Below are 20,014 nucleotides of genomic sequence, written 5' to 3' on the forward strand. Positions count from 1 at the left end.
GACAGGCCTTCGATGACTCCGTAGTTCCACGGCTGCGCGAGTTGAGTGGCTCAGCGACACCGCCTACGACGCCGACGACGAGTGCGTCGCCATCGGCGAACGCCGCTGCGGCAAGGGGTTCCTCAACGAGGACAGGGAGATGCGCGCGTTCCGGGACCTACGCCCAGCGATCTTCTCCGCTGTCCATGCCCTTCTCGTGGTCGACCACGCCCGCCATCTGCTGACGACCAGCACCGACCGTCACAATCGAGACCGTGCCCTGGACGCCATGAAGGCATGGGGTCACGACACCAGCGCCCTGGAAAACGCGGACGACATCGCAGCCCGCGAGCGTTATGCCCGTCTCAAGGCGGAACATGATTCCTGGTGGGCGACCGACGGGACAGGTGGGCACTCCGAAGACCCTCCGTTCTGACTCAGGGGCGCGCAGCGCCCCAGCCATCCGTCGATCCCTCGATCACTCAGAGTGGCTGCGTCACACACAAGTTGAGCCAGACCCCGAGAACGGACAGCACCCGTCGGCTCACTCCCCGTCCCGGGCCGGGGCGGCCCGGCTCGGTCCTCGATCCTCGATCCTCAGGGGTGTCGGCGGACCGTTCACCTCGCCTGCGGCGCACCTCCGTGGTGCGATGGAACAGGGGTAGGAAGGAGAGAGTGATGGCCCCACCAGCAGCGGAGCACAAACGCGGTGCGGCCCCGGTAGCAGTCCGCCCGCTGGATGAGGCGGACCTGGATCGGGCCGACGAGATCTGCAGGGACGCCTTCGGGACCTTCCTGGGGGCACCTGATCCGTTCGGGACCGTCGATTACGTCCGCACCCGCTGGGCGGCCGGTCCACAGGCGGCGTTCGCGGCGACGGTCGAGGGCGAAGTGGTTGGATCGAACTTCGCCGCCGACTGGGGCAGCGTCGGGTTTTTCGGACCGCTGACCGTGCGTCCGGATCTGTGGGACCAGGGCATCGGCAGGCGTCTGATGGAGCCGGTCATCGACTGCTTCGACGCCTGGGGGAATCGCCACGTCGGCCTGTTCACCTTCGCGCACAGTCCCAAGCATCTCGAGCTCTACCGCCGGTACGGTTTCTGGCCTCGATTCCTCACAGCCATCATGAAGAAGCAGGTCACAGACGGTGCCGCAGTCCCCGGCCGGGTGCTCTACGGCGAACTGCCCGCCGCCGAGCGGCCCGACGCACTGAGCCTGTGTCGCGCACTGACCGGAGCCGTGTACGAGGGCCTGAGCCTGGAACGCGAGATCGTGGCCGCGCACGCGCAGGGACTCGGTGACACCATCCTGCTCCATGGCGCCGGCTCCGAGCTCGACGGCCTGGCCGTCTGTCACTGCGGAGCCGGGTCGGAGGCCGGCTCGGACGTGTGCTTCGTCAAATTCGGCGCCGTACGTCCTGGCCCGGAGGCCGCCGCCCGGTTCGAGCGACTGCTCGACGCATGCGAGCGGCTGGCCGCCGAGCGCGGGCTGAGTCAACTGGACGCCGGCATGAACCTGGGTCGCCCGGATGCCTACCGGCACATGATCGACCGCGGTTTCCGCACCTGGTTGCAGGGCGTGACCATGCACAGGCCCAACGAACCCGGGTACAGCCACCCCGACATGTACGTGATCGACGACTGGCGTTGACCACCGCCGCGCTCGGCCCGCCAGGAAGGCCCGGTGCTGTCAGAACCCGTGCACATCCCGAGCCGGTTCCGACGGCAGGACACCTCCTGGACCACTGTCGAAGTGCTGTCCGACCCCGCGGATGCGGCCGGGACAGAGCCAGACAGCCTCATGCCCCCGGCTGCTCCCGCCGCCGCAAGCCGGCGCGAACCGCGGGAGCGGCACCACAAGCCGTCCGCAGAAGGTCGGCGGCCCACCCTCGCACTTCCGCACCTGACCCGCCAAGAAAGCAGGTGATCGATCCGCAACCAATTCCCGTCTTGTCCGAGACCCATCAACCGCATGCGTGAGTACGCTCCCGCTCATGGCCGACTCCGCACCGACCGACGACACCACTGAGAACCCCCACGAGGACACTCACGAGGACACCGGCAAGAGCCCCGCCGCGCACCCCGCCGACCGCCCCGTCTACGTCATCGGCGGCGGCCCCGGCGGGCTCGCCGCCGCGTACGCGCTGCGCGCGCAGGGGATACGCGCGGTCGTGGTCGAGAAGGCGGACGGGGTCGGCGCGTCCTGGCGCCGGCACTACGACCGGCTGCGGCTGCACACCACCCGGCGGCTGTCGGACCTGCCGGGGCTGGCGATGCCGCGCCGCTTCGGTCGGTGGGTCGCGCGCGACGACGTGGTGCGGTATCTGGAGAAGTACGCCGAGCACCACGACCTGGAGCTCGTCACCGGCGTCGAGGTCTCCCGCGTCGAGCGCTCCCCCGACGGGACCGGCTGGCTGCTGCGCGCCTCCGGCGGACGGGAGCTGACCGGTGCGGCGGTCGTCGTCGCGACCGGCTACAACCACACCCCCGCGCTGCCCGACTGGCCGGGACGGGAGGCGTACACGGGCGACCTCGTGCACGCGTCCGCCTACCGCGACGGCACGCCGTACGCCGGTCGGGACGTCCTCGTCGTCGGCGTCGGCAACACCGGCGCCGAGATCGCCGTCGACCTGGTGGAGCGCGGCGCGGCGCGGGTGCGGCTGGCCGTGCGGACCGTCCCGCACATCGTGCGCCGCTCGACGGCCGGCTGGGCCGCCCAGTACAGCGGCATCCTCGTCCGCAGGCTGCCGGTGGCGCTGGTCGACCGGATCTGCCGGGTGATGGCGAAGGCGAGCATTCCCGATCTGTCGGCGCACGGGCTGCCGCGCCCCGACACCGGGCTGTACACCCGGGCCCGGCAGGGGGCGATCCCGGTGCAGGACGTCGGCCTGATCGACGCCGTGCGCAAGGGGAAGGTCGAGATCGTGGCCGCCGTGGAGGGCTTCGAGGACGGCAAGGTCGTCCTCGCCGACGGCTCGCGCGTGCAGGCGGACGCCGTCATCGCCGCGACCGGGTACGAGCGTGCCCTGGAGGGGCTGGTGGGTCACCTCGGCGTGCTCGACGAGCGCGGCAGGCCGCTCGCGCACGGGGGGCGGGCGCCGAAGGACGCGCCCGGCCTGTACTTCACCGGCTTCACCACTCCGATCAGCGGCACGCTGCGCGAGGTGGGGCTGGACGCGGAGCGGATCGCGAAGGCCGTGCGCCGCCAACTCGGCTGACCGCCCGCCCGCAGGCCGGTCGCCGGTGTGCCGACCCGCCGACCCGCCGGCCCGCCGGCCCGCCGGCCCGCGTGAACCCTCAACTCGACTGATATCGCTGCCCGTTACATGTGTGTCGGATGTGACGGGAGCGTTGTCCCGTGCCTCCGTGCGGAGCCAGAATGTGAGCCCTGTTCACCTTTCCGGCTCACCCCCTCTCGACGGAGGCCGCACGTGGCAAGTGAAAGACAGTTCTCCCGACGCTCCCTGCTCGGCCGCACCGCCGCCGTGGCCGCGGGCGCGACCGCCGGCGCGACCGCCCTCACCGCGACGGCGGCCGGCACGGCGTCCGCGGCCGGCACCGCGTCCGCCGCGTCCGCCGCAACCGCCGCGACCGCCGCGACCGCGCGTGACGTGGACGTCGTGATCGTCGGCGCCGGTCTCGCCGGCCTCACCGCGGCCCGCGATCTCGTGGCGGCCGGGAAGAAGGTCGTCGTCCTGGAGGCCCGTGACCGCGTCGGCGGCCGGGTGGTGGGGCTGCCGCTGGCGGGCGGCGGGGTCACCGAGGGCGGCGGCGAGTTCATCGGCCCCACCCAGGACCGGATCAGGGCGCTCGCCGACTCCCTCGGCGTGGCCACCTTCACGACCTACAACACCGGCAAGAACCTCCTCTACAAGGACGGCAAGAAGACCGCGTACGCCACCGACGGACTGCTCGGCTCGGTCCCGCCGATCGACGCGGCCGGGCTCGCCAACGCGGCGATCGTGCAGGCCACGCTGGACGACCTGGCCAAGCAGGTCCCGGTCCACGCGCCCTGGACCGCGGCGAAGGCCGCGGAGTGGGACCGGCAGACCTTCGAGACCTGGCTGCGCGCCAACGCCGTGATCCCATCGGCGAAGTTCCTCCTCGACGTAGCCTGCACGTCGATCTTCTCGGCCGAACCCCGCGAACTGTCCCTGCTGTTCGTCCTCTTCTACATCGCGGCCGCCGGCGACGCCTCGAACCCCGGCACCCTGGAGCGCCTCACCGAGACCGCGAACGGAGCCCAGGAGCTGCGCTTCGTCGGCGGCTCGCAGCTGGTGCCGGTCAAGCTCGCCGCCACGCTCGGCGACCGGGTGGTGCTGAACGCCCCGGTCCGTTCCGTCGCGCGGTCCGGCAGCCGGTACGTGGTGACGGCGAACGGCACGACGGTCACCGCCGACCGCGTCGTCGTCGCCCTGCCCCCGCCGCTCGCGGCCCGCATCTCCTACGACCCGCTCCTGCCGGCCGCCCGCGACCAGCTCACCCAGCGCATGCCGATGGCCTCGGTCGGCAAGGCGATCGCGGTCTACGACACCCCGTTCTGGCGTGCCGACGGCCTCAACGGCCAGGTCGTCAGCGACACCGGCGTGATCAGCTCCACCTTCGACAACTCCCCGCCCGACGCCTCCTACGGCGCGCTGATGGGCTTCATCGAGGCCGACAAGGCGCGGGCGCTGGACTCGGCGAGCGAGGCGGAGGTCAGGGCCGCGGTGCTGAAGGACTACACGACGTACTTCGGCGAGAAGGCCGCCTCCCCGACGTCGTTCGTCCTCCAGCGCTGGAACAACGAGGGCTACACCCGCGGCGGCCCGGTCTCCATCGCCGCCCCCGGCGTCCTCACTCAGTACGGCCCCGCCCTGCGCGCCCCGGTCGGCGGCATCCACTGGGCCGGGACGGAGACCTCCACCTACTGGATGGGCTTCATGGACGGGGCGGTTCGCTCGGGCGAGCGGGTGGCGAGGGAGGTGCTGGCGGCGCTGTAGCCCTCGCCCGGTCGGCGCTGTAGTCCTCGCCCGGTCCGCTCCTTTCGTTCCCTTTCGTTGTGTGCACGTCGTTTCCTTTCGTTGTGCGCACGACCATTCCTTGCACGACCATTCCTGACATGCCGTCAGATCTGTAACCTGACAGAGCGTCAGTTACTCGGCAGTCACACAGGAGCGGGCGGACCGATGCTTGGATCAACCCACGGCACCCTCACCACCGACTCCCGCCGGGCCCGGGTCCTCGCCTGCGAGGAGCGACCCGGGCCCGCCGTCCACGGCCGGTCCGCCGACGCGGACGACCTGGACGTCAGCGGACGCCCGCTGTACCAGGCCGTTCCCGATCTGGACCGGTTCTTCCGCCCCGAGTCCGTCGCGGTCATCGGGGCCTCGGACGCCGAAGGCCGGCCGAACACCGGGGTGACCCGGCAGTTGGCCGCCTGGGCGGAGCGGGTGGGGGCGCGGCTGCACCCGGTGCACCCCACCCGCGCGACCGTCTTCGGCATCCCCTGCTCGCCGTCCGTCGCCGCGCTGCCCGAGCAGGTCGACCTGGCGGTGCTGCTGGTCGCCGACCCGCTGCCGGTGATCGAGGAACTCACCGAGACGAAGGTGAAGTTCGCGGTCGTCTTCGCCTCCGGGTTCGCGGAGACGGGCGCGGAGGGCGCGGCGGCGCAGGCCCGGCTCGCGGCGGCCGTGGCCCGCTCGGGGATGCGGCTGCTGGGCCCCAACACCAACCTCAACGCGTTCGAACGCTTCCGGGACGACCTCGACGGTCCCGCCATCGCGCTCGTCACCCAGTCCGGCCACCAGGGCCGGCCGGTGTTCGCGCTCCAGGAGCTGGGCATCCGCCTCTCCCACTGGGCGCCGACCGGCAACGAGGCCGATCTGGAGACCGCCGACTTCCTCTCCTACTTCGCCGAGCAGCCCGAGGTCGGCGCGATCGCCTGCTACGTCGAGGGCCTCAAGGACGGCCGCGCCTTCCTGCTCGCCGCCGACCGGGCCGCCCGGCGCGGGGTCCCGGTCGTCGCGGTCAAGGTCGGCCGCACCGAGACCGGCGCGCGCACCGCCGCCACCCACACCGGCAAGCTGACCGGCGCGGACGAGGTCGTGGACGCGGCGATGCGCCAGTACGGCGTGATCCGCGTCGACGGTCTCGACGAACTCCAGGACACGGCCGCCCTGTTGGCGCGGGCTCGGGCACCGCTGGCGGACGGGGTCGCGGTGTACGCCATCTCCGGCGGCACCGGCGCGCACGTGGCCGACCTGGCGACGGCGGCCGGTCTGCGGCTGCCCGAACTGTCCGCCGCCAAGCGGGCCGAGCTGCACCAGTGGATACCGGAGTACCTCGACGTCTCCAACCCGGTCGACAACGGCGGGCACCCGGTCGGCGACGAGCGGGGGCGCAAGATCATCGACGCGATCCTCGCCGACCCTGAGATCGGCGTGCTGATCTGCCCGATCACCGGCCCGTTCCCGCCGCTCAGCGACCGGCTGGTGCGGGACCTGGTGGACGCGGCCGAGACGACGGACAAGCTGGTGTGCGTGGTGTGGGGCTCACCGGTCGGCACCGAGGCCGCCTACCGCGAGGTCCTGCTCGGCTCCTCCCGGGTGGCGACCTTCCGCACGGTCGCGGGCTGCCTCACCGCCGTCCGCGCCCACCTCGACCACCACCGCTTCGTACGGGACTACCGCTCCCCGTTCGACCAGGCCCCGCGCACGCCCTCGCCGTCCTTCCGCAAGGCGCGGATGCTGATGCGGCCAGGGCAGCAGCTGAGCGAGCACGCGGCGAAGCAGCTCCTTCGCGCGTACGGGATACGCGTCCCGCGCGAGCAGCTGGTGACCAGCGCGGCGGCGGCCGTGCGGGCGGCGGGGCTGGTCGGCTACCCGGTGGTGATGAAGGCGTCCGGCGGGCAGATCGCCCACAAGACGGAGCTGGGCCTGGTGAAGATCGGCCTCACCTCGGCCAGCCAAGTCCGCGACGCCTACCGCGAGTTGACCGACATCGCCCGCTACGAGGGGGTCGCGCTGGACGGCGTCCTGGTCTGCCAGATGGTCGAGCGGGGCGTGGAGATGGTCGTCGGCGTCACCCACGACGACCTGTTCGGGCCGACGGTGACGGTGGGGCTGGGCGGGGTCCTGGTGGAGGTTCTGCGGGACGCGTCCGTCCGCGTGCCGCCGTTCGGCGAGAACCAGGCCCGCGAGATGCTCGGCGAACTCCGCGGCCGCGCCCTCCTGGACGGCGTCCGAGGCCGCCCGCCGGCCGACCTGGACGCCCTCGTCGAGGTCGTCCTGCGCGTCCAGCACATGGCCCTGGAACTGGGCGACGACCTGGCGGAGCTGGACATCAACCCACTGATGGTGCTGCCGCGTGGACAGGGGGCGGTGGCGTTGGACGCGTTGGCGGTGTGCCGGTGAGGGACGCGCACGTCCGCCCGCGCCCGGCTCGTCCTTCCTCCCCCGCAGAACGGAGCCACCGTGCCGGAGACCTGGATCAGGAGCACGACTGACCAGCACGTGACCCAGCTGACCCTCGATCGCCCCGAGGCCCTCAACGCCCTCACGCCCGGCCAGCGGGACCACCTCATCGACCTGCTCGCCGAGGCCTCCGCCGATCCGGAGGTGCGGGCGGTGATCCTCACCGGGAGGGGGCGGGGTTTTTGCGCGGGGGCGGATCTGCGGGGTGGGGTTGGGAGCGGTGCCGGCGTCGGGAGCGACGGCGTCGCAGCGCGGATCCCGGGTGATGTGGCCCGCACCCTCCGTCTCGGGGCCCAGCGTCTCATCGCCGCCGTTCTCGACTGCGAGAAGCCGGTGATCGCGGCGGTGAACGGCACCGCGGCCGGGCTCGGTGCGCATCTCGCGCTCGCCTGCGATCTCGTCCTGGCGGCTGAATCGGCGCGGTTCATCGAGGTGTTCGTGCGGCGCGGCCTGGTCCCCGACGGCGGCGGCGCCTACCTCCTCCCTCGTCTGATCGGGCCCCACCGCGCCAAGGAGCTGATGTTCTTCGGCGACGCGCTCACCGCGGCCGACGCCGAACGGCTCGGACTGGTCAACCGGGTCGTCCCGGACGGCGACCTGGACAAGACGGCCCGCGCCTGGGCGGACCGTCTGGCCGCCGGCCCGACCCGCGCCCTGGCGCTCACCAAGCAGCTCGTCAACGCCTCCCTGGACACCGACCGCGCCACCGCCTTCGCCGCCGAGGCGGCCGCCCAGGAGATCAACATGACGACGGCGGACGCCCAGGAGGGCGTGGTGAGCTTCGCGGAACGGCGGGAAGCCCGCTTCCGGGGCCGGTGAGGCTCAGGTATCCCGCGTCAGGATCCGCGGACTGCTGGAGTCCGGATCCCCGAAGAACACGAACAACTCGGGCGACCGCTCCGTCCCACCGGAAGACCAGACGGTCTCCTCACCACAGCCACTCTCACCGCCCGCGAGGCGGACGACGACGGTGTCCCGTACGCCACCCCGCTCCAGCCGCCAGCTCCCGGCACCGTCGCACACCGCGAAGTCCGCGGTCGCCCGCAAGCCCGGCTCGCCCGGCATCCGCGTCAACTCCGCCCGGCCGCCCGGCAACAGCTCCAGCACGGCCCCGTCCTCGCCGCGCCAGACCCCGGCGACCCGTTCGGCGGACAGCGGGGGCGGCTCGTACTCCTCGATCAGGCCCACCGCCGTGGCCAGGGGCCCGCCGACGAGGGCGAGGACGAACAGCACGACGGAGGCGCCCGCGGCGCGCCACCACAGCCCCCGGCTCCCCGTCGGACGCACGCGCGCGTACTCCATCGCGAGCACCGGCACCACACCGAGGGCGGCGAGGCAGGCGACCGCGGTGGGGAAGGACACCCCCGCCCACACGGCCCCCACGGCGGCCCACACCACGCCGACGAGCGTCACGCCCAGCAGTCGGCGCGCCCAGAGGGGCAAGGGGACGCGGCGCAGCACGACGTCGGCGACGACGGCCCCCGGCAGGATCTGCGCCCACCCGTGCAGCAGCCCCAGCACCGGCAGCAGCACCGGCGCGACGAGGAACAGACACAGCAGCCCGAACGCCGGGTAGCTCACGCCGTGGGGATCGGCGGCCGGCGCCTGCCAGAGCAGCAGCTGGAACACCGCCGGAAGCTGCGCCGCCCCCGCCGCCACGGCCGCGACCGACTCGGGCGTCGCCCGCCCGGAACCTGCGTCGCGCCACGCGCCCCACCACCACCCCATGCCCGCAGGGTAGAAGTCGAGGCCAGGCGGTACGCCACCGCCCCCGCCCCACCCCCGTCCCCGCCCTTCCCATCTGACGGTCCGTCAGCTTCAATGGCGACATGATGGGACACGCAGGCATGGCCGCCGCCGCAGTCCGCTATCTGGGGGCCCGCCCGGTCGAGGCGCACCCCCGGCCCGAGCTGCGCTGCGTGCGCGAGGACGAGCGGGCGCCGGTGGACCAGGGCGAGTTCCGGCGCGTCCTGGGCGCCTTCGCGACGGGCGTCACGATCATCACGGCGCCGGCCGGCCCCGACGAGGAGGCCCCCGCCGGCTTCGCCTGCCAGTCCTTCACGTCCCTCTCCCTCGACCCGCCGCTCGTCGCGTTCATGGTCGGCCGCACGTCCAACACCTGGCCGCGGATCGCCCGCGCGGGCGTCTTCTGCGTGAACGTCCTGAGCGCGGACCAGGCCGGCCTGTGCCGGGCCTTCGCGGTGAGCGGCGCCGACAAGTTCGCGGGCGTCCACCACACCCCCGCCCCCACCACCGGCTCCCCCCGCCTGGCAGGCGCGCTCGCCTGGATCGACTGCACGATCCACGCGGTCCACACAGGAGGCGACCACCTGATCGTCGTCGGCCGAGTGAACACCCTCCAATCCACCGACACGGACGAGCCACCCCTGCTGTTCCACCGGGGCCGCTTCCTCTGACCGCCCGCCCGTCCGCGGCAGCGGTAGCGTCGTGGAATGGTGCGTCACACCGCCCCCGGGGCGGTCGAGTGGATCGAGTCCGGTGGCGGGCCGCTGATCGTCGTCCCCGAGGCGGCGCTGTCCGCCTGGCGGGGAGCCGACGGTGACGACTGGGAGGACTACGACAGGGCGTGCGAGGTCGACGGCCGGCAGGGCCTGGTCGCCGTGGGCCCGTCGTCCGCGCTGGTGCTGGGCTCCGAACCCGCCTCCACGACGTTCCTGCCGGACCGCGACACCTTCGTGCGCTGGATCGCCGCGGACTCCGAAGGTCGGCTTCTCGACAGCGTCGACGCGGCTCTCGCGTCCGCCGTCTGGGAGGAGACGACGGTCTGGGACGTACCGGGGCCGGTGGTGCTGTTCGACGCGGCGTGCCCGGGCAGCGCGTTGGACGAGGCCGACGTCCTGCGGATCACGCTCCCCCCGGGCCGCTACACGGTCCGAGCCGCGCAAGTGACCCCGATCCCGCGCACCACGTTGTGCCTGGTGCAGCTCATCGCGTGCGGCTCATCGCATACGCATGCGTGAGCGCGCCGCACGCCGCACGCCGCCCCCTGGCGCTTGCTTAGGACTACACTCCTTAGGAGTACGGTCCTAACCACTCGGGGAGCAGACGTGCAGTCCAGCAGGGCCAGGGCCACCAAACCGCCTCGTGTCTTCGACCGGGCGCCCGAGTGGGACGCGCTCACCTCCTTCGCCGGGCGGGCACTGCCGCACGCCGCGCTGGGGGTCGTCAGCGGTCGGCGGCGTATGGGCAAGACGTACCTGCTGCGGGCCCTCGTCGAGCAGTACGGCGGCTTCTACTTCGGGGCCACGGACGCCACCGAGGCGGAATCACTCCGTCAGTTCAGCGCCGCGCTGGCCGAGTACACGGGGTCCCCGGTGGCCTTCTCCTTCGCCACCTGGGACGATGCGGTCTCCTATCTCTTCGGCCTCGCCGCTCCCGGCCCCGCGCACTCCGACGGGCGGACCTCCGCCCCGGACCGCCCGCTGCTCGTGGTCATCGACGAGTTCCCCTACCTGGTGAAGGCGGCCCCCGAGCTGCCGTCCCTCATCCAGCGCATGATCGACCGCTTCCAGGTGGAGGAGAGCCGCATGCGGCTCCTGCTGTGCGGTTCGGCGATGTCCGTCATGGGCGGGCTGCTGGCCAGCAGTGCGCCGCTGCGCGGCCGGGCGCAGCTCGAACTCGTCGTACGGCCCTTCGGCTACCGTGCGGCGGCGGACTTCTGGGGCGTCACGAGCGAGCCGTCCCTCGCCGTACGGCTGCACGCGGTGCTCGGCGGCACCCCCGCCTACCGCCGGCAGTTCCTGGCGGACGACGTCCCCTCCGGCCTGCACGACTTCGACGACTGGATCTGCCGCACGGTGCTCTCGCCGTTCAGCCCGCTCTTCCGTGAGGCCCGGTACCTCCTCGCCGAGGAGGCCGACATCCGAGACACGGCGCTCTACCACTCGGTGCTGGCCGCCGTGGCGCAGGGCAACACGACGCGCGGAGGCATCGCGAGCTACATCGGCCGCAAGTCCGTCGACATCTCCCATCCGCTCAACGTCCTGGAGGACAGTCATCTCCTGGCCCGGGAAGCGGACGTCTTCCGAGCCGGGAAATCGCAGTACCGCATCACCGAGCCCCTGATCAACTTCCATGAGGCGGTCATGCGCCCGGCCTGGGCCCGGCTGGAGAGCGGTCAGGCCGCGGAGGTGTGGGCGCGGGCCGGGGAACGGTTCGCGGCGCAGGTGGCCGGTCCGCACTTCGAGGCGATGTGCCGCGAGTACGTGCTGGGGCCCGGGTCTACGGTGCTGGGCACGTCCCTGGGCGAGGTGGGCGGCGGTGTCGTGACCGACCCCAGGGAGCGTCGGCAGATCCAGGTCGACGTGGCCGTGGTCGAGCAGGGGTCCGGCGGGAGCCGACCGGCGGTCGCCCTGCTGGGTGAGGCCAAATGGGGCACGGTCATGGGGCGCGCCCACCTGGAACGCCTCGGCCGCGCGAAGGAACTGCTCGCCGCACGCGGCATGGACACCTCGCACTGCGCGCTGGCGTGCTTCAGCGCGGCGGGTTTCAGCGAGGCCCTGCGCGCGGAGGCGGCGCGGGGCGAGGTGCTGCTGATCGGCCTCGACGCGTTGTACGGACGGGCGACGCCGGACGGATTCCCGGCCTAGGCGCTCAGTCCGCCCCACCGGTCCCGCCGCCCCACCGGTCACGCCGGCCCACCGGTCACGTCGCCCCACCGCTCCCGTCAGCCCACCGGTCACGCCGCAGACCGCCCCGCGGCCACCTCGAGTCCCCCGCCCCCCACCTCCGGCCTCCGTCGGATCACCAGTGCCATCAAGGCCGCCGCCGCGCACAGTGCGCCGGACGCGTACCAGATCAGGTCGTAGGTGCCGAAGGCGTCGCGGGTGGCGCCGGCCAGGAAGGCGATCAGGGCCGCGCCGACCTGGTGGGAGGCGAGGACCCAGCCGAAGACGATGGCGCTGTCCTCGCCGTACTGCTCGCGGCACAGGGCCAGGGTGGGCGGCACGGTGGCGACCCAGTCGAGGCCGTAGAAGACGATGAAGAAGACCATCGGGGGGTGCACGGAGGGCGCCAGCAGCATGGGGAGGAAGAGGAGGGAGACGCCGCGCAGGGCGTAGTACACCGCCAGCAGGCGGCGCGAGTCGAAGCGGTCGGTGAACCAGCCGGAGGCGATCGTGCCGACGACGTCGAAGACGCCGATGACCGCGAGGAGCGAGGCGGCGGCCGTCATGGGCATGCCGTGGTCGTGGGCGGCCGGCACGAAGTGGGTCTGCACCAGGCCGTTGGTCGAGGCCCCGCAGATCGCGAAGGTGCCTGCCAGCAGCCAGAAGGGGCCGGTGCGCATGGCCGAGAGCAGCACGGAGACCGCCCTGCGCGCGGCGCCCGTCACCGGCGGAGGCTTCGGGACGAACTCCCGTGCGCCATAAGGCTTCAGGCCCACGTCCGCCGGATGGTCGCGCAGCAGCAGCCAGACGAAGGGGACGACCGCCAGGGCGGCCAGGGCGACCGTGAGCGCCGCCGGACGCCAGTCGTGGCGGGTCACCATCCAGGACAGCAGCGGCAGGAAGATCAGCTGGCCGGAGGCGGAGGCCGCCGTGAGGATGCCGCTGACCAGGCCCCGCCGCTCGCTGAACCAGCGGTCGGTGACCGTCGCGGCGAAGGCCAGCGCCATCGAGCCCGAGCCGAGCCCCACCAACAGGCCCCAGAAAAGGAGCAGTTGCCAGGCCGCGGTCATGAACACCGTCAGGCCCGAGCCGGCCGCGATCACCGTGAGGGCGACGGCCACGACCCGGCGGATCCCGAAGCGGTCCATCAGCGCCGCCGCGAACGGCGCGGTGAGCCCGTACAGCGCGAGGTTGATCGAGACGGCCGCGCCGATCGTGCCGCGCGACCAGCCGTTCTCCTGGTGCAGCGGGTCGATGAGCAGCCCGGGGACCGAGCGGAAGGCCGCCGCCCCGATGATCGTGACGAAGGTGACGGCGGCGACGAACCAGGCGCGGTGGACGCGCCTGCGGGCGGGCTTCAGGTCCTCTGTGGCGGCGAGCGCCTCACTTGTCCGGATCACGCCATTGAGCTTCGAGGACGCAGCCACGCCCATCGAGTGGCCCGAAAGACAGCATTCGTTAGGATCGGGCCATGAAAGAGGCTCCCGGCACGACCACCGGCTTCCGGCCCCACCGCGTCGTCGTCCTCGCCCTCGACGGGCTGCTCCCGTTCGAGCTGGGCATCCCGCACCGCATCTTCGGCCGCCCCAAGGACGCCGCCGGACGGCATCTGTACGAGGTCGTCACCTGCTCGATCCGCCCGCCCGGCCCGGTCGAGACGGACGCCGACTTCGCGATCCAGGTCGCGCACGGGCCCGAGACGCTCGCCACCGCCGACACCGTGATCGTCCCGGCCTCCTACGAGCTGGGCCCCGTCTTCGAGGAGGGCGTGCTGACGGACGGCCTGGCCGCCGCCCTCGCGCACATCCGCCCCGGCACCCGCCTCGCCTCCATCTGCACCGGCGTCTACGTCCTCGCCGCCGCCGGCTACCTCGACGGCCGCCCCGCGACCACCCACTGGGCCGACGCCGACCGCCTCCAGCGCCTCTTCCCGAGGATCGAGGTCGACCCGGACGTCCTCTTCATCGACGACGGCGACGTCCTCACCTCCGCCGGAGTCGCCGCCGGCATCGACCTGTGCCTGCACATCGTGCGCCGCGACCACGGCACCGCCGTCGCCAACGAGGTCGCCCGCCGCACGGTCGTCCCGCCGCACCGCGACGGCGGTCAGGCGCAGTACATCGAGCGTCCCGTGCCCGACCCGCAGCAGGCGACCACGACCGCCGCCCGCGCCTGGGCCCTCGGCCGCCTCCACGAGCCGCTCCAACTGCGCGACATGGCCGCGCAGGAGTCCATGTCGGTGCGCACCTTCACCCGCCGCTTCCGCGAGGAGGTCGGCGTCAGCCCCGGCCAGTGGCTCACCCAGCAGCGCGTCGAACGCGCCCGGCACCTGCTGGAGTCCACCGACCTCTCCGTCGACCAGGTCGCCCGCGACGCCGGCTTCGGCACCGCCCAGTCGATGCGCCAGCACCTCCAGACGGCGCTGGGCGTCACCCCGACCGCCTACCGCCGGACCTTCCGGACCGGCGCCGCCCTCAGAACGTGAGCACCGCCCGCGCCACTCGGCCCGCCTCCGCGTCCGTCGCCGCCTTCTCGAAGTCCTCCACCGGGTAGGTGCGGGTGACGAGTTCGTCGAGGAGCAGGCGACCTTGCCGGTACAGCTCGGCGTACAGGGCGATGTCCCGCTGGGGGCGGGAGGAGCCGTAGCGGCAGCCCAGGATCGACTTGTCCAGGTAGAGCGACGAGACGAGGAAGGACGCCTCGGCGGTCGCCGGCGGCACGCCGAGCAGCACGGCCTGGCCGTGGCGGTCGAGCAGGTCGATCGCCTGCCGTATCAGCTCCACCCTCCCCACGCACTCGAACACATGGTCCGCCCCCGTCGGCAGCAGGTCCCGCACGCCCTCCGCCGACGTCAGGAAGTCGGTGGCCCCGAACCGCCGCGCCGCCGCCTCCTTCGCCGGGTTGGCGTCCACCGCGACGATCCTCAGGGCCCCTGCGATCCGCGCGCCCTGGAGCACGTTCAGCCCGATGCCGCCCGTCCCGATGACGACGACGCTCTCCCCGTGGCCCACACGCGCGCGGTTGAGCACGGCCCCCACTCCGGTCAGCACCCCGCACCCGATCAGGGCGGCGGACGGCAGCGGAACGTCCTCGGGTATCCGCACCGCCTGCACGGCCTTCACCACCGTCCGCTCGGCGAAGGCGGAGTTCGACGCGAACTGGAACACCGGCCGCCCCGCGCGCGTGAACGGCCGCTGCGGTCGCCCGATGGCCTTCCGGCACATCGTCGGCCGGCCCCGGTCGCACTCCGCGCACGTCCCGCAGTTGGCGAGCGTGGACAGGGCCACATGGTCACCGGGCGCCACATGGGTCACCCCGGCGCCCACCGCCTCCACCACCCCCGCGCCCTCGTGCCCCAGCACCACCGGCGCGGGAAAGGGGATCGTCCCGTCGATCACGGACAGATCGCTGTGGCACAGCCCGGCCGCCGCCACGGCGACGAGCACCTCGCCGGGCCCCGGGTCGCGGACGACGAGGTCGTCGACGACCTCCGCCCGCTTCCCGTCGAACACCACGCCTCGCATCAGACGACCCCCTTGCGCTCTCTGGGAAGGCCGAGCACCCGCTCGGCGATGATCGTGCGCTGGATCTGGTCCGAGCCGCCGTAGATCGTGTCGGCGCGGGAGAACAGGAACAGGTGCTGCGCCTCGTCGAGTTCGTACGGCGCGACGGGCGACCAGTCGGCGGGACCGACGCCCGCCGCCGCGCCCCGCACCTCCACGGCCAGCTCCCCGAGCCGCTGATGCCACCCCGCCCACAGCAGCTTGGCCACACTGGGCGCCCCCGGCCCGCCCGAACCCCCGAGCGTGCGCAGCGCGTTCCAGCGCATCGCCCGCAACTCCGCCCACAGCTGCACGATCCGTTCGCGGACGACGGGGTCGGCGTCGGCGCCCGTCTCCGCGGCCGTGCGCACCACGCGCCCCAGCTCCTCGGCGAACCCGATCTGCTGGGCCAGCGTCGACACCCCGCGCTCGAAGCCGAGCAGCCCCATCGCGACCCGCCAGCCGTCGCCGACGGCGCCCACGACGTGCTCCGCGCGCGCCAGCGCCCCGTCGAAGAACACCTCGTTGAACTCGCTGGTGCCGGTCAGCTGCCGGATGGGCCGCACCTCGATCCGCCCCGGCTGGTCCATGGGCACGAGGAGGAACGTCAGCCCGCGGTGCCGCGCCGACTCCGGGTCGCTGCGGGCCAGCACGAAGCACCAGTCGGCCTCGTGGGCGAGGGAGGTCCAGATCTTCTGCCCGGTGACCCGGTAGTCACCGTCGGCCGTCCGCTCGGCCCGGGTCCGCACGCCCGCGAGATCCGACCCCGCGCCCGGTTCGCTGTACCCCTGGCACCACAGCTCCTCCCCGGCGGCGACCGGCGGCAGGAACCGCGCCTTCTGCCCCTCCGTCCCGTGCGCGATGAGCGTCGGCGCGAGCAGGTTCTCCCCGATGTGCCCCGACCGGGCCGGCGCCCCCGACCGCGCGTACTCCTCGGCCCAGGCGACCTGCTGGGTGAGCGTCGCCGTCCGGTTCCCGTACCCCTCCTCCGCCCATCCGATCCCTATCCACCCGCCGGCGCCGAGGGTCCGTTCCCACGTGCGGCGGTCCTGTTCGCCGTCGGCGTGTGCGGCAAGCCAAGCACGCGCTTCGGCCCGGAAATCATCGTCCTGTGCACAAAACCCAAAGTCCACGTCGAGCTCCTCAAAAGGGGCCGACCGCCCCGACCTGACGACCCGCACCCGCCAACGGACAACACCTCACCGATTGGGCCGCGCCCCCTCCCCCGCAGCCCGCGCCATCTCCTCCAGCCGCGCCAGCATCGGCATCGGATCCACGCCCACCGATCCCGACAGCACCTCCTCGACCCGCTCCGGCGTCCAGGAACCCCCCTCCGCATAAGCCGAACGCAGTTCACGAGGCTGCGCCCACACAGCGATCTTCGCACCGGCGACCGTGTAGACCTGTCCGGTTATCCCCAGCTCCCGCACGCGGTCCGACAAAAGGAAAATCACCATCGCGGCGACATCCTCCGGCTCCCCGATCTCCGCCAGCTCCATCGGCACCCCCGCCGACATCCGCGTCCGGGCCACGGGGGCCACCGCGTTCGCGGTCACCCCGTACTTGTGCAGCCCCAGCGCCGCACTGCGCACGAGCGAGATGATCCCGCCCTTGGCCGCGCTGTAGTTGGCCTGCGACACCGACCCCTGGTGGTTGCCGCTGGTGAAGCCGATCAGCGTGCCGGACCGCTGGGCGCGCATCACCGCCGACGCGGCGCGGAACACCGTGAACGTGCCCTTGAGATGGGTGGCGACCACCGGGTCCCACTCCTCCTCGGTCATGTTGAACAGCATCCGCTCCCGCAGGATCCCGGCCACGCACACGACCCCGTCGAGCCGCCCGTAGGCCGCCACGGCCGTGTCCACGACGCGCTGTCCGCCCGCCATCGTGGAGATGTCGTCGGCGACCGCGACGGCCTCACCGCCGGCCGCCTCTATCTCCTTGACGACGGTGTCGGCGATCTCGCTGGTGGGTGAGGCGCCGTCCACGGAGACGCCGTAGTCGTTGACGACGACCCGCGCTCCCTGCGCCGCCGCCGCGAGCGCCACCGCCCGTCCGATGCCTCGCCCCGCGCCGGTGACGGCGACGACCTTGCCGGTCAAGAAGTTCCCCACGCCGGGCCCCTTCCCGCAGTTTCTGACGGTCCGTTAGATTTTATGGCCCGTCAGTCAGTCGGGGACAAGCCCCGGGGAGGCACCGAATGGCACAGTCCTCGCTCCATCCCGCGTTCCAGGACATCGCCGAACGCGTCAACAACTGGGGGCGCTGGGGCGACGACGACGAGATCGGCACCCTCAACCTGGTCACCGACGAGGTCGTGCGGGCGGCTGCCGCCGAGGTCCGCACGGGCCGCCGGGTCCCGCTGGCGCTGCCCCTGCGGGAGGACGGCGTGCAGACGGGGATGATCCCGGGGCGGGTCAACCCGCTGCACGCCATGGTGCAGATCAACCAGGAGATCTTCGGCCCGGGGTCGGTGGCGTGCAGCGACGACGCCGTGACGATGGGCCTCCAGGCGGCCACCCACTGGGACGCGCTCACCCATGTCTCCCACTCCGGCAGGCTCTACAACGGCCGCCCGGCCGGCACCATCACCCCGCACGGCGGCGCGGAGTTCAGCGGCATCGACAAGGCACGGCACGTCGTCTCGCGCGGGGTCCTGCTGGACGTGGCCCGCGCACGAGGCGTCGACCGGCTGCCCGGCGGACACGCCGTCACCCCGGAGGACCTGGAGGCGGCGGAGGAGCTGGCCCGCACGCGCGTGCGGGCCGGCGACATCGTGCTCGTGCGGACCGGGCAGATGCGGCTCTATCTCGCCGGGGACAAGCACGCGTACGCGTTCCCGTCGCCGGGGCTGTCGCTGCGCACGCCGGAGTGGTTCCACGCGCGCGATGTGGCCGCGGTCGCCGACGACACCCTCACCTTCGAGATCTTCCCGCCGGAGATCGACGATCTGTGGCTGCCCGTGCACGCCCTCGACCTCGTGGAGATGGGGATGCTCCAGGGCCAGAACTGGAATCTCGAAGAGTTGTCCACAGCCTGTGGAGAAGAGGGGCGCTACGCGTTCCTGCTGTCGGCGATGCCCGAGCCGTTCGTGGGCGCGACCGGGACCCCGGTGGCGCCGGTGGCGGTTCTGTAGGCGGACGCGGGCGGCCCCGCCGGGCGGGCGGCCCCGCAGGCGGAACGCGCGGAACTCCCGGGAGGACGACGGATGGTGGCGCGCCGCTGCCCGCCCCGAGCACGGCACCGCGCGCCACCATCCGACTCGGCGTACCCTCCCATCGGTTCCCCTCGGCCCTGAGGGATCCGACGCCGAATCGACGACCCGCTCTCGGCGAGGGCTCCCGTCACCGATGCCCTCGTCGTCCCCTCGCGGCGAATCGCTGACCACAAGCGTGATCAAACGGACACGACGCGTCAACACCCGATCGGGGATTTGTTACTTACGCCCCATTTGCAAAGGGCGCGCACGGAAGCACGTACGGCGCATCGATGTTCGCAGGGGGACGGGCGGGCGACGCCCTCTGCACCCGTGCACCGCCCGTGGTCCGCCCGTGGTCCGCCCGTGGTCGGCCGCCGTCACACGGCCTCGTACGCGATCCCCTCGTACGACGGCTTCTGGCAGGCCGTCACGGCCGGACCCTGGTCGACGGCCGGCCGCTCCGCCGGGCTTCCGGGGGCGGCGGCGTCATGGCGGGGCCCGGCGCAGCGGTCGAGTTCGCACCAGATGCGCTTGCCGGGACCTTCGACGCTCCAGCCCCAGCGGTCCGCGAGGCCGTCGACGAGGGCCAGGCCCCGGCCGCCCGTCGCGTCGTCGTCCACACAGCGGGGGACGGGCGCGCGGTCGCTGCTGTCGGCCACCTCCAGGCGGACGACGCCCTCCCCGGGCGCGCGAGCGTCCTCCGGCGCCCCCGCGGGCCCGGCCGCCGCGCCCGGCAGCGAGAGCCGCAGCACGGCCCGACAGCCCGTGTGCACCACGGCGTTGGTGACCAGCTCGGAGACGAGCAGGATCAGCGTCTCGGCGAGCGGCTCGTCGACCTCTATCCCGGACCCGGCGAGGCGCGAACGGGCCCACCGCCGGGCGCGACCCACTTCAGCGGGGTCGGGCCGGATCTCCAACTGCACTTGAAGCACCTGCACCGCTCACACCATCCGAACCGGCGGACACATGGCCGCGCGCCACGTGAGCCACGCAAGCCACGCGAGCACCATGACGACGAGGGCCACGATCGTAGCCATTTTCTGCATGACCAGAACAACGGTCAGCGGCAGAGTGACGGAACGTGAATCCCTTGAGAGACAGCTTGGTTGACGTACAGTCACCCCAACAAGCGCTTCGGGCATATTCCAGCGCGAAGGAGTACCCGTGCGGCATACTGTGCGACGCTCATCGCGGGGAGTCGAACAGGCGCGGC

17 protein-coding genes are annotated in these 20,014 nt (G+C 72.7%); 11 read left to right on the top strand and 6 right to left on the bottom strand.

What is annotated here, in order from left to right:
* Nucleotides 1-139 precede the first annotated feature (139 nt).
* From ACFYX4_RS11200 to ACFYX4_RS11225, 6 genes are all read left to right on the top strand, one after another.
* Nucleotides 140-415, top strand: a complete 276-nt coding sequence (locus tag ACFYX4_RS11200; protein ID WP_389329509.1) for a hypothetical protein — start codon at nucleotides 140-142, stop codon at nucleotides 413-415.
* A gap of 242 nt (nucleotides 416-657) precedes the next feature.
* Nucleotides 658-1,629 carry a GNAT family N-acetyltransferase gene (locus ACFYX4_RS11205; protein WP_389329512.1) on the top strand — a complete coding sequence of 324 codons (972 nt, stop codon included), beginning with the start codon at nucleotides 658-660 and terminating at the stop codon, nucleotides 1,627-1,629.
* A 343-nt stretch (nucleotides 1,630-1,972) separates the two neighbouring features.
* Complete coding sequence (locus ACFYX4_RS11210; protein ID WP_389329515.1) at nucleotides 1,973-3,196, top strand: flavin-containing monooxygenase; 1,224 nt, start codon at nucleotides 1,973-1,975, stop codon at nucleotides 3,194-3,196.
* Between the two features lie 213 nt (nucleotides 3,197-3,409).
* Nucleotides 3,410-4,960 carry a flavin monoamine oxidase family protein gene (locus ACFYX4_RS11215; protein ID WP_389329518.1) on the top strand — a complete coding sequence of 517 codons (1,551 nt, stop codon included), beginning with the start codon at nucleotides 3,410-3,412 and terminating at the stop codon, nucleotides 4,958-4,960.
* A 186-nt stretch (nucleotides 4,961-5,146) separates the two neighbouring features.
* Nucleotides 5,147-7,372 carry an acetate--CoA ligase family protein gene (locus ACFYX4_RS11220; protein ID WP_389329521.1) on the top strand — a complete coding sequence of 742 codons (2,226 nt, stop codon included), beginning with the start codon at nucleotides 5,147-5,149 and terminating at the stop codon, nucleotides 7,370-7,372.
* Between the two features lie 60 nt (nucleotides 7,373-7,432).
* Nucleotides 7,433-8,251 carry an enoyl-CoA hydratase/isomerase family protein gene (locus tag ACFYX4_RS11225; protein WP_389329524.1) on the top strand — a complete coding sequence of 273 codons (819 nt, stop codon included), beginning with the start codon at nucleotides 7,433-7,435 and terminating at the stop codon, nucleotides 8,249-8,251.
* Nucleotides 8,252-8,254: 3 nt separating this feature from the next.
* On the opposite strand, the gene ACFYX4_RS11230 is transcribed toward ACFYX4_RS11225, so the two are convergent.
* Complete coding sequence (locus ACFYX4_RS11230) at nucleotides 8,255-9,160, bottom strand: hypothetical protein (RefSeq protein WP_389329527.1); 906 nt, start codon at nucleotides 9,158-9,160, stop codon at nucleotides 8,255-8,257.
* Nucleotides 9,161-9,264: 104 nt separating this feature from the next.
* Here ACFYX4_RS11230 and ACFYX4_RS11235 point away from each other — a divergent pair, with 104 nt between their 5' ends.
* From ACFYX4_RS11235 to ACFYX4_RS11245, 3 genes are all read left to right on the top strand, one after another.
* On the top strand, nucleotides 9,265-9,849 hold the full coding sequence (locus ACFYX4_RS11235; RefSeq protein WP_389330245.1) for a flavin reductase family protein: 585 nt from the start codon (nucleotides 9,265-9,267) through the stop codon (nucleotides 9,847-9,849).
* Nucleotides 9,850-9,885: 36 nt separating this feature from the next.
* On the top strand, nucleotides 9,886-10,413 hold the full coding sequence (locus ACFYX4_RS11240; protein ID WP_389329530.1) for an Imm21 family immunity protein: 528 nt from the start codon (nucleotides 9,886-9,888) through the stop codon (nucleotides 10,411-10,413).
* 87 nt (nucleotides 10,414-10,500) lie between these two features.
* Nucleotides 10,501-12,042 (top strand): ATP-binding protein, encoded by a 1,542-nt coding sequence (locus ACFYX4_RS11245; protein ID WP_389329533.1) that lies wholly within the window; start codon nucleotides 10,501-10,503, stop codon nucleotides 12,040-12,042.
* A gap of 89 nt (nucleotides 12,043-12,131) precedes the next feature.
* On the opposite strand, the gene ACFYX4_RS11250 is transcribed toward ACFYX4_RS11245, so the two are convergent.
* Complete coding sequence (locus tag ACFYX4_RS11250; protein ID WP_389329536.1) at nucleotides 12,132-13,460, bottom strand: MFS transporter; 1,329 nt, start codon at nucleotides 13,458-13,460, stop codon at nucleotides 12,132-12,134.
* A gap of 71 nt (nucleotides 13,461-13,531) precedes the next feature.
* On the opposite strand from ACFYX4_RS11250, the gene ACFYX4_RS11255 reads away from it, so the two are divergent.
* Nucleotides 13,532-14,545 carry a GlxA family transcriptional regulator gene (locus ACFYX4_RS11255; protein WP_389329539.1) on the top strand — a complete coding sequence of 338 codons (1,014 nt, stop codon included), beginning with the start codon at nucleotides 13,532-13,534 and terminating at the stop codon, nucleotides 14,543-14,545.
* On the opposite strand, the gene ACFYX4_RS11260 is transcribed toward ACFYX4_RS11255, so the two are convergent.
* From ACFYX4_RS11260 to ACFYX4_RS11270, 3 genes are all read right to left on the bottom strand, one after another.
* Nucleotides 14,535-15,584, bottom strand: coding sequence for a Zn-dependent alcohol dehydrogenase (locus tag ACFYX4_RS11260; protein WP_389329543.1), 1,050 nt, complete (start codon nucleotides 15,582-15,584; stop codon nucleotides 14,535-14,537). The two genes, ACFYX4_RS11255 and ACFYX4_RS11260, sit on opposite strands and share 11 nt — an antisense overlap.
* The gene (locus ACFYX4_RS11265) at nucleotides 15,584-16,735 is read right to left on the bottom strand and encodes an acyl-CoA dehydrogenase family protein (RefSeq protein ID WP_389329547.1); all 1,152 of its coding nucleotides are present in this window, start codon (nucleotides 16,733-16,735) and stop codon (nucleotides 15,584-15,586) included. The genes ACFYX4_RS11260 and ACFYX4_RS11265 overlap by 1 nt, the downstream gene beginning before the upstream one ends.
* Nucleotides 16,736-16,801: 66 nt before the next feature.
* The gene (locus tag ACFYX4_RS11270) at nucleotides 16,802-17,716 is read right to left on the bottom strand and encodes an SDR family oxidoreductase (RefSeq protein ID WP_389329550.1); all 915 of its coding nucleotides are present in this window, start codon (nucleotides 17,714-17,716) and stop codon (nucleotides 16,802-16,804) included.
* 86 nt (nucleotides 17,717-17,802) lie between these two features.
* Here ACFYX4_RS11270 and ACFYX4_RS11275 point away from each other — a divergent pair, with 86 nt between their 5' ends.
* Nucleotides 17,803-18,738, top strand: coding sequence for a cyclase family protein (locus ACFYX4_RS11275; protein WP_389329553.1), 936 nt, complete (start codon nucleotides 17,803-17,805; stop codon nucleotides 18,736-18,738).
* Between the two features lie 440 nt (nucleotides 18,739-19,178).
* On the opposite strand, the gene ACFYX4_RS11280 is transcribed toward ACFYX4_RS11275, so the two are convergent.
* The gene (locus tag ACFYX4_RS11280) at nucleotides 19,179-19,739 is read right to left on the bottom strand and encodes an ATP-binding protein (RefSeq protein ID WP_389329556.1); all 561 of its coding nucleotides are present in this window, start codon (nucleotides 19,737-19,739) and stop codon (nucleotides 19,179-19,181) included.
* Between the last annotated feature and the right edge of the window lie 275 nt (nucleotides 19,740-20,014).

The sequence above is a fragment of the Streptomyces sp. NPDC002328 genome (assembly GCF_042890065.1).
GTDB lineage: Bacteria > Actinomycetota > Actinomycetes > Streptomycetales > Streptomycetaceae > Streptomyces.

Bases quoted from the DNA above. Each gene is read 5' to 3' on its own strand.
- ACFYX4_RS11200 (WP_389329509.1), top strand. From the start codon at position 140: ATGCGCGCGTTCCGGGACCTACGCCCAGCGATCTTCTCCGCTGTCCAT.
- ACFYX4_RS11205 (WP_389329512.1), top strand. From the start codon at position 658: ATGGCCCCACCAGCAGCGGAGCACAAACGCGGTGCGGCCCCGGTAGCA.
- ACFYX4_RS11210 (WP_389329515.1), top strand. From the start codon at position 1,973: ATGGCCGACTCCGCACCGACCGACGACACCACTGAGAACCCCCACGAG.
- ACFYX4_RS11220 (WP_389329521.1), top strand. From the start codon at position 5,147: ATGCTTGGATCAACCCACGGCACCCTCACCACCGACTCCCGCCGGGCC.
- ACFYX4_RS11230 (WP_389329527.1), bottom strand. From the start codon at position 9,160: ATGGGGTGGTGGTGGGGCGCGTGGCGCGACGCAGGTTCCGGGCGGGCG.
- ACFYX4_RS11235 (WP_389330245.1), top strand. From the start codon at position 9,265: ATGGGACACGCAGGCATGGCCGCCGCCGCAGTCCGCTATCTGGGGGCC.
- ACFYX4_RS11240 (WP_389329530.1), top strand. From the start codon at position 9,886: ATGGTGCGTCACACCGCCCCCGGGGCGGTCGAGTGGATCGAGTCCGGT.
- ACFYX4_RS11255 (WP_389329539.1), top strand. From the start codon at position 13,532: ATGAAAGAGGCTCCCGGCACGACCACCGGCTTCCGGCCCCACCGCGTC.
- ACFYX4_RS11260 (WP_389329543.1), bottom strand. From the start codon at position 15,584: ATGCGAGGCGTGGTGTTCGACGGGAAGCGGGCGGAGGTCGTCGACGAC.
- ACFYX4_RS11275 (WP_389329553.1), top strand. From the start codon at position 17,803: ATGGCACAGTCCTCGCTCCATCCCGCGTTCCAGGACATCGCCGAACGC.